The organism is Klebsiella sp. Q2, assembly GCF_009900705.1.
GTDB lineage: Bacteria > Pseudomonadota > Gammaproteobacteria > Enterobacterales > Enterobacteriaceae > Klebsiella > Klebsiella quasipneumoniae.
The window spans coordinates 323613-336709 of the sequence record NZ_JAAABE010000005.1 but is presented as its reverse complement, the minus strand read 5'-3'; the positions used below and the strand labels follow the sequence as shown (position 1 = coordinate 336709).

At 59.4% G+C, this 13097-nt stretch carries 11 protein-coding genes and 1 pseudogene; 6 read left to right on the top strand and 6 right to left on the bottom strand.

The features are described 5' to 3' along the window. Window positions 1-29 precede the first annotated feature (29 nt). The 5 genes and pseudogenes from hofQ to GT756_RS20395 form a co-directional block, all read right to left on the bottom strand. Complete coding sequence (hofQ, locus tag GT756_RS20415; RefSeq protein WP_108433223.1) at window positions 30-1268, bottom strand: DNA uptake porin HofQ; 1239 nt, start codon at window positions 1266-1268, stop codon at window positions 30-32. Next, entirely contained in the window at window positions 1207-1584 is a 378-nt protein-coding gene (locus GT756_RS20410; protein WP_004202171.1) for a HofP DNA utilization family protein, read from the bottom strand. Before GT756_RS20410 ends, hofQ begins: the two co-directional genes overlap by 62 nt. Then, the gene (locus GT756_RS20405) at window positions 1574-2002 is read right to left on the bottom strand and encodes a hypothetical protein (protein ID WP_049116364.1); all 429 of its coding nucleotides are present in this window, start codon (window positions 2000-2002) and stop codon (window positions 1574-1576) included. Before GT756_RS20405 ends, GT756_RS20410 begins: the two co-directional genes overlap by 11 nt. Continuing rightward, window positions 1992-2525: a PilN domain-containing protein gene (locus GT756_RS20400; protein ID WP_049004049.1), complete on the bottom strand. Its 534-nt coding sequence runs from the start codon at window positions 2523-2525 to the stop codon at window positions 1992-1994. Before GT756_RS20400 ends, GT756_RS20405 begins: the two co-directional genes overlap by 11 nt. Then, window positions 2509-3310, bottom strand: a pseudogene (locus GT756_RS20395) (pilus assembly protein). The gene GT756_RS20400 and the pseudogene GT756_RS20395 overlap by 17 nt, the downstream one beginning before the upstream one ends. A 118-nt stretch (window positions 3311-3428) precedes the next feature. On the opposite strand from GT756_RS20395, the gene mrcA reads away from it, so the two are divergent. Beyond that, on the top strand, window positions 3429-5987 hold the full coding sequence (gene mrcA / locus GT756_RS20390) for a peptidoglycan glycosyltransferase/peptidoglycan DD-transpeptidase MrcA (RefSeq protein WP_023319249.1): 2559 nt from the start codon (window positions 3429-3431) through the stop codon (window positions 5985-5987). A gap of 53 nt (window positions 5988-6040) precedes the next feature. On the opposite strand, the gene nudE is transcribed toward mrcA, so the two are convergent. Then, the gene (nudE, locus tag GT756_RS20385) at window positions 6041-6601 is read right to left on the bottom strand and encodes an ADP compounds hydrolase NudE (RefSeq protein ID WP_004202164.1); all 561 of its coding nucleotides are present in this window, start codon (window positions 6599-6601) and stop codon (window positions 6041-6043) included. Between the two features lie 320 nt (window positions 6602-6921). On the opposite strand from nudE, the gene GT756_RS20380 reads away from it, so the two are divergent. From GT756_RS20380 to pckA, 5 genes are all read left to right on the top strand, one after another. After that, window positions 6922-9054, top strand: coding sequence for an intracellular growth attenuator family protein (locus GT756_RS20380; protein ID WP_160125036.1), 2133 nt, complete (start codon window positions 6922-6924; stop codon window positions 9052-9054). A gap of 60 nt (window positions 9055-9114) precedes the next feature. Continuing rightward, a complete protein-coding gene (gene yrfG / locus GT756_RS20375) occupies window positions 9115-9798 on the top strand; it encodes a GMP/IMP nucleotidase (RefSeq protein ID WP_004202162.1) in 684 nt (227 codons plus the stop codon). Continuing rightward, the gene (gene hslR / locus GT756_RS20370) at window positions 9795-10196 is read left to right on the top strand and encodes a ribosome-associated heat shock protein Hsp15 (protein ID WP_017899959.1); all 402 of its coding nucleotides are present in this window, start codon (window positions 9795-9797) and stop codon (window positions 10194-10196) included. The genes yrfG and hslR overlap by 4 nt, the downstream gene beginning before the upstream one ends. Before the next feature lie 18 nt (window positions 10197-10214). After that, complete coding sequence (gene hslO / locus GT756_RS20365) at window positions 10215-11099, top strand: Hsp33 family molecular chaperone HslO (protein ID WP_017899960.1); 885 nt, start codon at window positions 10215-10217, stop codon at window positions 11097-11099. Between the two features lie 356 nt (window positions 11100-11455). Then, window positions 11456-13078, top strand: a complete 1623-nt coding sequence (gene pckA / locus GT756_RS20360) for a phosphoenolpyruvate carboxykinase (ATP) (RefSeq protein ID WP_004202159.1) — start codon at window positions 11456-11458, stop codon at window positions 13076-13078. The last annotated feature ends 19 nt before the right edge of the window (window positions 13079-13097 follow it).

Sequence of the window (13097 nt, the reverse complement as noted above, 5' to 3'; positions counted from 1 at the left end):
CTGAAACGTGTTTAGCATGAAAAACCTGCTTAACGTACTGCCAGAATCCGTGGCGTAATAAAGACAACCAGTTCACGGCGTTCATTATCTTTCCCGTCGCGGCGAAACAGACGCCCCAGCACCGGGATATCGCCAAGCAGCGGGACGCTGTCGCGGGCGGTTTTGTTTTTCTGCGAAAAGATGCCGCCCAACGCCAGGGTCTCGCCGCTGCGGACTTCCACCAGGGTCTCGATCTCCTGTTTATCAATGGCCAGCGCCTCGCCGTTATCCTGCTTCAGCACCTGGCCTGGCGTGTTCTCGCTTATTCGCAGCTTCAACCGCACTCTCCCCTGCTGCAGCACCGTCGGCGTCACCTCCATGCCCAGCACCGCCTCTTTAAACTCCACCGACGTGGCGCCGCTTTCACCGCTGGAGACCTGATAGGGGATCTCGCTCCCCTGCTTGATGCTGGCGGGCTGCATATGAGAGGCGAGCAAACGAGGACTGGCGATAATCTCGACCTGCTGCTTGCGCTCCAGCGCGGAAAGCTCCAGCTCAAGCAAGCGCCCGTTAATTTTGCCGATGTTAAAGCCTGCGCGGGTGCTGGCGTCGTTGACTGACAGATCGCTGCTTAGGGTGGTAATGCGCCCGGATCCTGGCGTGCTTTCAGCCTCCGCCAGCCGCCATTTCACCCCCAGTTCACGCAGGCTGGTTTCGCTCATTGACACGATATGGGCGGCCAGCTCCACCTGTCCGACCGGCAGATCCATCTCCTGCGCCCAGGCCTTCAGCGCCGGTAGATGGCGGTCATCATCGCGGATCAGCAGCCGATTGGTCCGCTTGTCCGCCATCAGGTTTCCCCGGGCGCTAAGCAACTTACCGCCGCTTTTAGCCAGCTCCTCGGCATCGGCATAGTGCAGGGTCACGCTCTCCGCCCGCAGCGGCAGATTCTGCAGACGTTTCGCCTGTTCCGCTTCGCGCTGCGCCAGGTTGGCCTTTTGCCAGGCCTGCGTATGTGCGTAGATGACCGTTCCCTGCTGTTGCAAAGAGAGGCCTGCGCTATCCGCCACTGCCCGCAGCGCCTGGGTCCAGGGAACCTTCTGCAGGCGCAGGGAGAGCGTGCCGCTGACGTCCGGTGCGACAACGAGATTCTTCTGGTTCATTTCGGCCAGGGCTTGCAGCACCTGGGCCACTGGCGCGTCGTCAACGACCAGCGAAACCGGCTTATCATTTCGCGCGGCGACCACCGCCAGCGGTAGCAGCAAAAGCAGGCTTATCCATCGCATCATCTTGTTTTCCTTTACGTTGCCAGCGCCACGCTGGCGGTTCACATCCCGGAGGCGTGACGATGTCCAGTTCACTGTCCGTCAGCCGGTTCACCCGCCAGCCCGTGGGCAATTGCTCATCCAGGCGCACCCGTCGCCACGTGCCGCTTCCGTCCTGCAAAAAACCCATCCAGCCTGCACCATCGCCGGCCGCGCCGCCATAACGCCATTGCGACAGCTGCGCCGCGCGGCAGGGATCCTCAACCGGCTGAAAAGGATCGCGCTCGGCCGCCAGCAGCGACAGCGGCAACCACAGCAAAACCCAGCATTTACCAACCATCTTCCGCCTCCAGCTGCAGCCGCATGCGCAGCGCCTGCCCCTCGCGCTCCAGCGAGAACGAACGCGGGTTCATCCCGCTGCGCGCCAGCCATGAAAACAGAGCGGGTACCGTCGGCCAGGAGAGAGCCAGCTCCATCTCGCCGCCGCTCCCCTGCGGATGCCAGGCGATTAGCTTCGCCCCGGCGAGCGGAATGGCTATGGGCGAGAACGGCTGCTTGTCGATGCGCTCCCCGGATCTTTCACCGTCAGGGATGCGCAGCGCCATGATCCGCCGCCACTGCGTTTGCAGAGCGCCATCGCGGGACAGCGCCGCCAGCGGCGGCCGGGCATCGCGCCAAAGCGCCACGCCGCCCCCCGTCAGCCCCATCGCGAGCAGGATCAGCAGCCCCGCCCGGGTGCGCAGGGTATTAATCCTCATCGGCGCGCGCTCCCGACAGGGTGAAACTGAACCGCCAGCGCCCCTCGGCGTCGCGCTGCGTTCCGCCGGCTTTAGCCGGCGCGAATCCCGTGACGCTGGCCAGAGAAGCCTCCACTCCGGCCAGCGCCTGCAAATTGAGGGCCAGGCCATCCAGCGTCAGGCGCGCCCCCTGGTACTCCAGCCGCGTCAGCCATGCCTGAGCGGGCAGGTCCGCCGCGAGCGCCATTAGTCGGGGTTGCCAGGCAGCGATCGTCGATCTGCGCTGGAGCTGCTGGCGCTGGCGTTGATGCTGCTGCCACGCTTCGCGCATCGCCTGTTCACGTTGTTTGAGCGAGGCGAGCAGCGCTGCGTCGGCCGTCGCGTGGAGCCTCGCCAGGGCGTCGCGCTGTAGACCAGCCGTTCGCCCCACCAGCAGGATCATCCCCGCCAGCAGCACGATACCGATGGCTAACAACAGGGTGTAGCGCAGGCGCTGGCGGCGACGCAGGTCACGCCAGGGGAGAAGATTAACGACATGCGTCATGGCGCCCGCCCCCCCAGCGCCAGCCCAAGGGCAATGGCGTAGCGATCGCCATCGGCTGGCAGCGGAGGCTGCCGGCGGTGAACCACCTGCCAGACATCAAAACGACTGGCCTCGTCGCCCGCGTCAGCGCACAAGCGCAGAGGAACCTGAAGCTGCCCCGCCAGCTGGCTCAAGGACCCTATCGCATCGCAGGCGTCACAGCCCCAGGCCTCATGGGTCGCCCATAGCCAGTGCTTTTCATCCCGCCACGCCAGGCCTTGCTCTGCTGCCGTCACCCAAGGGAAAAAAGCGCCGAGCGCGCTGGCATCCGGTACGATGGCAGCTACCCGCAGCCGCAACCGCCCTGCCAGCTCCCGCAGAACATTGATATCCAGCCGCTGCGCCGCCGTAACCTGCCAGCCGTCATTTCGCGAGGTGGGCGCATAATCAATACAGAGAGAGGAGGCGGGCATCGCCAGCTGCTGGGTCATGGCGCTGGCTATCCACGTCGCCTGTTCCCGCTCTCGCAGGGCGAACTGGGGATAAGGCACGCGTTTTTGCAGCGTGCGAGCCGCGGGAAAGGCGATATTGATCTGATGCTGTACCGGTAGCTCCCGCCGCCAGGCTGCCAGCCGTGAGCCGAGGGCGCTGACGTCCGCCACCATCCCCTGCCGCACCAGGCCTGGCGGCAGCGGAATGCGCCACCAGCGGCGCAGCGCCCAGTGTGAGCGCTCAAACAGTAGCGCGACAATGGCAATGCTATCTTGTTGGATATGCATTCCGATCCGCCAGTTTCTGAAAGCCATGCTTACGATCTCCTTATCCGGCAAAACTGTCCGGCTATATCAATGCACCTGGCTTGCCTTTATACTACCGCGCGTTTGTTTATAAACTGCCCAAATAAAACTAAATGGGAAAACACCGGTGAAGTTCGTAAAGTATCTATTGATCCTTGCAGTCTGTTGCGTACTGCTGGGAGCAGGCTCGATTTTTGGCCTCTACAAATACATAGAGCCGCAACTCCCCGACGTCGCAACCCTGAAGGATGTGCGTTTGCAGATCCCGATGCAGGTCTATAGCGCCGACGGTGAGCTTATTGCGCAGTACGGCGAAAAGCGCCGTATCCCTGTCACGTTGCAGCAAATTCCCCCCGAGCTGGTGAAAGCGTTTATCGCTACCGAAGACAGTCGTTTCTATGAGCATCACGGCGTCGATCCGGTGGGTATTTTCCGCGCCGCCAGCGTGGCGATGTTTTCAGGCCACGCCTCGCAGGGCGCCAGCACCATCACCCAGCAGTTAGCGCGTAACTTCTTCCTCAGCCCCGAGAAGACGTTGATGCGTAAGATTAAAGAGGCCTTTCTGGCTATCCGCATCGAGCAGCTGCTGAACAAAGATGAAATCCTTGAGCTGTACCTGAACAAGATTTACCTCGGCTACCGCGCCTATGGCGTCGGCGCCGCGGCGCAGGTCTATTTTGGCAAACCTATCGACCAGCTGACCCTCAGCGAAATGGCGGTGATTGCCGGTCTGCCGAAAGCCCCGTCCACTTTTAACCCGCTCTATTCGATGGATCGCGCCACAGCCCGGCGCAACGTGGTGCTGTCGCGTATGCTGAGCGAGGGGTACATCACCCAGGCGCAATACGATGAGGCGCGCAGCGAACCCATCGACGCCAGCTACCACGCGCCGAAAATCGCCTTCTCCGCGCCCTATCTGAGCGAAATGGTGCGCCAGGAGATGGTGAATCGCTACGGCGAGCAGGCCTACGAAGATGGCTACCGGGTGTACACCACGATTACCCGCAAAAACCAGCAGGCGGCCCAGCAGGCGGTCCGCAATAACGTGCTGGATTACGATATGCGTCACGGCTACCGCGGCCCGGCCAGCGTGCTGTGGAAGGTCGGCGAAACGCCGTGGGAGGCGAAAAAGATCGTTGACGCCCTGAAGCGCCAGCCTGGCTTTGGCCCGCTTTCTCCTGCGGTGGTCACCTCCGCGAATGCCCAGGAGGCTGTCGCGCTGTTGGCTAACGGCGACTCCGTTTCGCTGACGATGGACGGCGTGCGCTGGGCTCGCCGCTTTATCTCCGATACGCAGCAGGGGGCAACCCCGCGTAAAGTCAACGACGTCGTGCAGGCCGGGCAGCAGATCTGGGTTCGCAAAGTGGGAGACAGCTGGTGGCTGTCGCAGGTGCCGGACGTCAACTCGGCATTGGTCTCCATTAACCCGCAAAACGGCGCGATTATCGCCCTTGTCGGTGGGTTTGACTTTAACCAGAGCAAGTTCAACCGCGCCACTCAGGCGCTGCGCCAGGTCGGCTCCAACATCAAGCCATTCCTCTACACGGCTGCGATGGATAAAGGCTTAACTCTGGCAAGCATGCTCAACGATGTGCCAATCTCGCGCTGGGACGCCGGAGCCGGTTCCGACTGGCGGCCGAAAAACTCGCCGCCGCAGTATGCCGGTCCGATTCGTTTACGCCAGGGCCTGGGGCAGTCGAAAAACGTGGTCATGGTGCGCGCCATGCGCGCCATGGGCGTTGACTATGCCGCCGAGTATTTGCAGCGCTTTGGCTTCCCGGCGCAAAACATTGTCCACACCGAATCGCTGGCGCTGGGCTCCGCCTCCTTTACGCCTCTGCAGGTCGCCCGCGGTTATTCGGTGATGGCCAACGGCGGCTTCCTGGTGAACCCGTTCTTTATCAGTAAGATTGAGAACGATCAGGGCGGGGTCCTCTTCGAAGAGCGTCCGAAAATCGCCTGCCCGCAGTGTGATTTACCGGTGATTTACGGCGATACGCCAAAATCCAACGTGCTGGAAAACAAAGATGTGGAAGATGTCGCCACCTCGACGGAACCGCAGAATGGCACCGTGCCGCCGCAGCCGCAGCTGGAGCAGGCCAATCAGTCACTGGTGGCGCAGAGCGGCGCCCAGGAATACGCGCCGCATGTGATCAACACCCCGCTGGCCTTCCTGATCAAGAGCGCGCTGAACAGCAACATCTTTGGCGAACCGGGCTGGATGGGAACCGGCTGGCGCGCCGGACGTGACCTGCAGCGGCATGACATCGGCGGCAAAACCGGGACCACCAACAGCTCGAAGGACGCCTGGTTCTCAGGCTACGGACCGGGCGTGGTGACCTCGGTTTGGATCGGCTTTGACGATCATCGTCGCGATCTTGGCCGGACCACCGCATCGGGGGCGATTAAAGATCAGATCTCCGGCTACGAAGGCGGCGCCAAAAGCGCCCAGCCGGCCTGGGACAGCTTTATGAAGAGCGTGCTGGAAGGCGTTCCGGAAGAGCCATTAACGCCGCCGCCGGGAATCGTCACGGTGAATATCGATCGCAGCACCGGTCAGCTGGCGAACGGTGGCAACAGCCGGGCGGAATACTTTATTGAGGGTACCCAGCCCACGCAGCAGGCGGTCCATGAGGTGGGCACCACCCTGACTGACGGCGGCGGTGAAACCCACGAGCTGTTCTGACAAAAAAAGCGCCTGCGGGCGCTTTTTTATTGCTGCTTAGCGTAAACGCTCGTTCAGAGTCGGCCCTGGGCCTGCAACCATTCCCGCACTAAAAACAGCGCACTAACGTTGCGGGCCTCGTTAAAATCTTCTTCATCCAGCAGCGACATCAACTGCGCCAGCGGCCAGCGCACCTGCGGCAGCGGCTCGGGCTCATCGCCCGGCAGCGACTCCGGATAGAGATCTTCCGCCACCAGGATGTTCATTTTGCTGGAGAAGTAAGAGGGAGCCATACTGAGCTTCTTCAGAAACGTCAGCTTATTGGCGCCGAAGCCAACCTCTTCTTTCAGCTCGCGATTGGCCGCTTCATCCACGGTTTCACCCGGATCAATCAGCCCTTTGGAGAAGCCCAGCTCGTAGGACTCCGTCCCGACGGCATACTCGCGAATCAAAATAATATGATCATCAACAATCGGCACAATCATCACCGCTTCGCGGGTGGAAGGCCGCATACGTTCATAAACGCGACGCACACCGTTGCTGAATTCCAGATCGACGCTTTCGACATTAAAGAGGCGCGAACGGGCGACAGTTTCAACATTGAGAATGGTGGGTTTTTGTAATGATTTGCTCATTGTCATCGGTCTATGCTGTGATTAAGCAGTCATTGTGCGATACGCAACACGCTTTCGGCAATCCAAATCGCTACTTATTTACAGAGTTGTAACCTTTTCACTGCAAAGGGAAAAGTAATAAAGATAAAAAAGTCAATAGCTTGAATTCTCTTTGAGAATTTACCGATTTCTGGCCTTTAACGTTTTTGGTAAGCTAATACGCTGCTGCATGACATATTTACTACCCTGCAAGCAGGTGCGCCGCTAACACTGCAGCTTGACGTTAGTCTTCACGTTCACCGACGATTTCGTAAGAAAAATATAACTATGATGGGATGGGCATGGGCACCTTTCTGATATTCCTTACAGCTCTGCTAATCTGCGTATTGCTCATTGGATGGTGGTATCGCACGCACGCCAGACGCCGCCGGCTCCCTCTACTGCACGCCTTTAGCGATGCCACCACGCGGCCGATCGCGGCCGATGAGCGCCAGGCCATCGAAAAGTATCTTGCCGAACTGAGCCGCGCCCAGCAGGTTCCCGCGTCCGGCGCCACCAGCGCGCCCGTCGCTCTGGCGCTAAACGAACAGAGCGATACCGTCTATGGGGTGACGCGAGCCATCACCCGCTACGGGATCACTACCGACGCGCCGAATAAATGGCGCTATTTTCTCGATTCGGTGGAGGTACATCTGCCGCCGTTCTGGGAACAGCATATCAACGATGAAAACAGCGTCGAGCTGATCCCCACCGACAGCCTGCCGCTGGTTATCACCCTTAACGGCCATACCCTGAGCGACTATCGTCAGGAAGCGCAAAGCTACGCGCTGGAACGCGCCTCGGCCACCCAGGCCTCAATTCGCGGCGAAGAGAGCGAACAGGTAGAGTTGCGGCAGATCCGTCGGGAAAGCCCGGAAGAACACGCCCTGAACCGCCCGGATGGTCTGCGCGAAGCGATCCTGATCGTCGCCTCTTTCCTGTTCTTTTATTTCAGTCTGATTGGGCCTGCCGTCTTTACCCCATGGCTGGTGGCTGCCGGTTTGCTGCTGCTCGCCGCCGGCCTATTGGGGATCTATGCCCCGCCGCGCCGCGCCTCGCTGCGCGAAATCCATTGCCTGCGCGGCGTCCCTAAGCGCTGGGGGCTGTTTGGCGAAAACGATCAGGAGCATATCAATAATATCTCGCTGGGCATTATCGATCTCATCTATCCGCGCCACTGGCAGCCCTGGATCGCCCAGGACCTCGGACAGCAGACCGATATTGATATCTATCTCAACCGCCATGTAGCCCGTCAGGGACGCTACTTGTCGCTTCATGATGAAGTGAAAAACTTCCCGCTGCAGTACTGGCTGCGCAGCGCGATTATCGCCGCCGGCTCCCTGGTGATGGTAATCATGCTATGGGCCAGCGTACCGCTGAATATGCCGTTTAAGTTCACCCTGTCGTGGCTGAAGGGGGCGCAGACCATTGAAGCCACGACCGTCAGCCAGCTGGAAAAGGCCCATGTGCGCATTGGCGATACGCTGCGCCTGACCGGCACCGGGATGTGCAACATCCGCACGCCGGGCAGCTGGACGGCCAAAGAGGATTCGCCGTTCCTGCCTTTCGATTGTTCGCAGATTGTGTGGAACGATGCCCCTCCTCTGCCGCTGCCGGAGTCTGACATTGTCAGCAAAGCGACTGCTCTGATGCAGTCCGTCCAGCGTCAGCTGCACCCGGAAACCGACGACGACTCCCGCGTCAGCCCGGCGCTGCGCTCCGCCATTCAGAAATCTGGCATGGTGCTACTGGATGATTTCGGCGATATCGTTCAGAAAACCAACGATCTCTGTTCCGCTGCCGATGATTGCCTGCGGCTGAAGAATGCGCTGGTTAATCTCGGCAATACCCGTAACTGGGAGACGTTAACTAAGCGTGCGTCCGCCGGGAAACTGGATGGCGTGAACGTGCTGCTGCGGCCAGTCAGCGCCGAGTCGCTGGAGAATCTGGTGACCACCTCAACCGCCCCCTTTGTCATGCGTGAAACCTCGCGGGCGGCGCAGGCGCTCAACAGCCCGGCCCCGGGCGGCTTCCTCATCGCCAGCGACGAGGGCAGCGTGCTGGTCAATCAGCCGTGGCCGGCGGTGAGCCTGTATGATTACCCGGCGCATGAGCAGTGGGGGGAACTGCGGCGGCTGGCCGGTATGCTGATGCATACCCCCTTCCATGCCGAAGGGATAGTCACCAATCTGTTTACTGACGCCAACGGCACTCAGCATATCAACCTGCACCGCATTCCTGACCGCAGCGGCCTGTGGCGCTATCTGGGCATCACCCTGCTGCTGCTGTCGATGGTGGGATGCATGGCTTACCACGGGGTGCAGGCGCTGCGTCGTTATCAACGCCATCGCCAGCGTATGGAAGAGATTCAGAAATATTACGAAAGCTGCCTGAACCCGGTGCTGCTCCCCTCGTCGTCTGACCCGCAAGATTAATTTTCCCGGCGACAGGGTGTGATACCCTGTCGCCCATTTCCCGCTCGCTGGAGAGTCATCATGCATTTTGATATCGCCTGGCAGGAGGTCGATACCGTTCTGCTGGATATGGACGGCACGCTCCTGGATCTCGCTTTCGACAACTATTTCTGGCAAACGCTGGTGCCGGAAACCTGGGGGGCCGCCCGCGGCCTCAATCTGCAACAGGCGAAAGAGGCCATGCACCAGGAGTATCACGCCGTGCAGCATACGCTAAACTGGTACTGTCTGGATTACTGGAGCGAGCGCCTGGGTTTGGATATTTGTGCGATGACCAGCGAACAGGGTCCGCGCGCCACGCTGCGTGAGGATACCGTGCCGTTCCTTGATGCGCTCAAGGCCAGCGGTAAGCGACGTATTCTGTTGACCAATGCCCATCCCCACAATCTGGCGGTGAAACTCAAACACACCGGCCTGGATGCGCACCTTGATTTATTACTTTCCACCCACACATTTGGTTATCCGAAAGAGGATCAGCGTCTGTGGCGCGCCGTGGCGGAGGAAACCGGCCTTGAGGCGCATAAAACGCTGTTTGTCGACGACAGCGAGGCAATTCTGGATGCCGCGAGGGAGTTTGGCATTCGTTACTGCCTGGGCATTACCAATCCCGACTCCGGGCTGGCGGAAAAGCAGTATCTGCGCCATCCGGGGCTGAATGATTACCGACGACTGATCCCTTCGCTTACCCCGAAGGAGAGGCGATGAAAGAGAAGCCTACCGAAACCGTCAGACTGGACAAATGGCTTTGGGCCGCCCGCTTTTACAAGACCCGCGCGCTGGCGCGAGAGATGATTGAAGGCGGCAAGGTGCATTACAACGGACAACGCAGCAAGCCCGGGAAAATCGTCGAACTGGACGCCATGCTAACGCTGCGTCAGGGCAACGACGAGCGGACGGTGCGCATCGTCGGTATCACCGAACAGCGCCGCCCGGCAAGCGAAGCCGTCACCCTGTATGAAGAGACGGCTGAGAGTATCGAGAAGCGTGAAAAAATGGCCCTGGCGCGCAAAATGAACGCCCTGACCATGCCGCACCCTGACAGACGTCCGGACAAGAAAGAGCGCCGCGACTTGATGAGATTTAAACACGGCGAGAGTGAGTAACTCGCGCCAGAAAGAGAGATGATTATGACTCAACACGATCAATTACATCGTTATCTGTTTGAAAACTATGCCGTGCGCGGCGAGCTGGTGACGGTGTCGGAAACCCTGGAACAGATTCTGGCAAATCACACTTATCCCCAGCCAGTGAAAACGGTGCTGGCGGAGCTGCTGGTCGCCACCAGCCTGCTGACTGCGACGCTGAAATTTGCCGGCGACATCACCGTGCAGCTGCAGGGCGATGGGCCCTTACAGCTGGCGGTAATAAACGGCAATAACCAGCAGCAGCTGCGCGGCGTCGCGCGCGTGCAGGGCGAGATTGCGGACGATGCGGATCTGAAAGCGATGGTCGGCAACGGCTATCTGGTCATCACCATCTCCCCGGAAGAGGGTGAGCGTTATCAGGGCGTGGTCGGTCTGGAAGGCGATACGCTGGCCGCCTGCCTGGAAGATTACTTCCAGCGTTCAGAGCAGCTGCCGACGCGCCTTATTATCCGCACCGGCGAACATGAAGGCCAGCCGATGGCGGGCGGGATGCTACTGCAGGTGATGCCGGCGCAGGATGCCCAGACTGCCGACTTTGAGCACCTGGCGACGCTCACCGAGACCATCAAGGCGGAAGAGCTGTTCACCCTGCCGGCGAACGATGTGCTGTGGCGTCTGTACCATGAAGAAGAAGTCACGGTCTACGATCCGCAGAGCGTGGAGTTCAAGTGCACCTGCTCCCGCGAACGCTGCGCCGGCGCGCTGAAAACCCTGCCGGACGAAGAGATAGATAGCATCCTTGCCGACGAAGGCGAGATTGATATGCACTGCGACTACTGCGGTAACCACTATATCTTCAACGCCATGGACATCGCCGAGATCCGTAACAACGCCTCTCCGGCCGATCCGCAGGTCCATTAATCCTCACTTCTTCTTCAGGCACCGGGCGGCGATGTGGTATGTCGCCCGGTGCCTGACTTTTTATTCACGAGTTGAATCGATTTTCGCTGAAAGAGTTACGTAATTTTATTCCAGGAAAGCGATTACATTCACATTTCAGCAGTTTTTTTAATTACTTTTTAACCATTGAGAAACATCTAACCCCACCATCCGGCCATTTCCTGAGATAATCCACTTCACTTCGTGACAGGAGTCACCGTTTTTTTCGTCATTCTGAAGAATGTCGAGATACGTAAATCTATGAGCCTGGTCGCGGTCAATACCCGGTAATAAACCCTACAATTTACAGCAGTACATCTTGGCTAAGGAGCAGTGACATGCGCGTTAATCATGGTTTAACCCCGCAGGATCTCAAGGCTTATGGTATCAATGACGTTCAGGATATCGTCCACAATCCCAGCTACGACATGTTGTTTCAGGAAGAGCTCGACCCCAACCTGGAAGGCTACGAACGTGGCGTATTAACCAGTCTCGGTGCTATCGCCGTCGACACGGGCATTTTTACCGGTCGTTCTCCGAAAGATAAGTACCTCGTGCGCGACGACACCACCCGCGATACCGTCTGGTGGTCCGATAAAGGCAAGGGTAAAAACGACAACAAGCCGCTTTCGCAGGAAACCTGGCAGCATCTGAAAGGGCTGGTAACACAGCAGCTGTCCGGTAAACGCCTGTTTATCGTCGACGCCTTCTGCGGCGCTAACGCCGATACCCGTCTCAGCGTACGTTTCATTACCGAAGTGGCCTGGCAGGCGCACTTCGTTAAAAACATGTTCATCCGCCCGAGCGACGAAGAGCTGGCGGAATTCACGCCCGACTTCATCGTGATGAACGGCGCGAAGTGCACCAACCCGCAGTGGAAAGAGCAGGGCCTGAACTCGGAAAACTTCATCGCTTTCAACCTCACCGAGCGCATTCAGCTGATCGGCGGCACCTGGTACGGCGGCGAGATGAAGAAAGGGATGTTCTCGATCATGAACTACCTGCTGCCGCTGAAGGGCATCGCCTCCATGCACTGTTCTGCCAACGTGGGCGAGAAAGGCGATGTCGCCATTTTCTTCGGCCTCTCAGGCACCGGCAAAACCACCCTCTCCACCGACCCGAAACGCCGCCTGATTGGCGATGACGAACATGGCTGGGATGACGACGGGGTGTTTAACTTCGAAGGGGGCTGCTACGCCAAGACCATCAAGCTCTCTGAAGCGGCCGAGCCGGATATCTATCACGCCATTCGCCGCAACGCCCTGCTGGAAAACGTGGTGGTGCGCGCCGACGGGACAATCGATTTCGATGACGGCTCAAAGACCGAAAACACCCGCGTCTCCTACCCCATCGACCATATCGATAATATCGTCAAACCGGTCTCCAAAGCGGGTCACGCCACCAAAGTGATCTTCCTGACGGCCGATGCGTTCGGCGTACTGCCGCCGGTCTCCCGCCTGACCGCCGATCAGACGCAGTACCATTTCCTGTCCGGGTTTACCGCCAAACTGGCCGGCACCGAGCGCGGCGTGACCGAACCCACGCCAACTTTCTCCGCCTGCTTCGGCGCCGCCTTCCTGTCGCTGCACCCGACGCAGTACGCCGAAGTGCTGGTCAAACGCATGCAGGCGGCCGGCGCGCAGGCTTATCTGGTCAATACCGGCTGGAACGGCACCGGCAAGCGCATCTCGATTAAAGATACCCGCGCCATCATCGACGCCATCCTCAATGGCTCGCTGGACAACGCGGAGACCTTTACCCTGCCGATGTTTAACCTGCAGATCCCGACGGCCCTCCCGGGCGTGGATCCTCAGATCCTCGATCCGCGCAGCACCTATGGTTCCCCGGAGCAGTGGCAGGAAAAAGCCGACCAGCTGGCGAAGCTGTTTATTGAGAACTTTGAGAAGTATACCGATACGCCAGCGGGCGCCGCGCTGGTGGCGGCAGGGCCGCAGCGCTAACGGGCGCAAAGATGAAAAA

Coding starts and splice junctions, on each gene's coding strand:
- hofQ (WP_108433223.1), bottom strand. CDS start 1,268: ATGATGCGATGGATAAGCCTGCTTTTGCTGCTACCGCTGGCGGTGGTC.
- GT756_RS20410 (WP_004202171.1), bottom strand. CDS start 1,584: ATGGTTGGTAAATGCTGGGTTTTGCTGTGGTTGCCGCTGTCGCTGCTG.
- GT756_RS20405 (WP_049116364.1), bottom strand. CDS start 2,002: ATGAGGATTAATACCCTGCGCACCCGGGCGGGGCTGCTGATCCTGCTC.
- GT756_RS20400 (WP_049004049.1), bottom strand. CDS start 2,525: ATGACGCATGTCGTTAATCTTCTCCCCTGGCGTGACCTGCGTCGCCGC.
- nudE (WP_004202164.1), bottom strand. CDS start 6,601: ATGAGCAAATCATTACAAAAACCCACCATTCTCAATGTTGAAACTGTC.
- GT756_RS20380 (WP_160125036.1), top strand. CDS start 6,922: ATGGGCACCTTTCTGATATTCCTTACAGCTCTGCTAATCTGCGTATTG.
- yrfG (WP_004202162.1), top strand. CDS start 9,115: ATGCATTTTGATATCGCCTGGCAGGAGGTCGATACCGTTCTGCTGGAT.
- hslR (WP_017899959.1), top strand. CDS start 9,795: ATGAAAGAGAAGCCTACCGAAACCGTCAGACTGGACAAATGGCTTTGG.
- hslO (WP_017899960.1), top strand. CDS start 10,215: ATGATTATGACTCAACACGATCAATTACATCGTTATCTGTTTGAAAAC.
- pckA (WP_004202159.1), top strand. CDS start 11,456: ATGCGCGTTAATCATGGTTTAACCCCGCAGGATCTCAAGGCTTATGGT.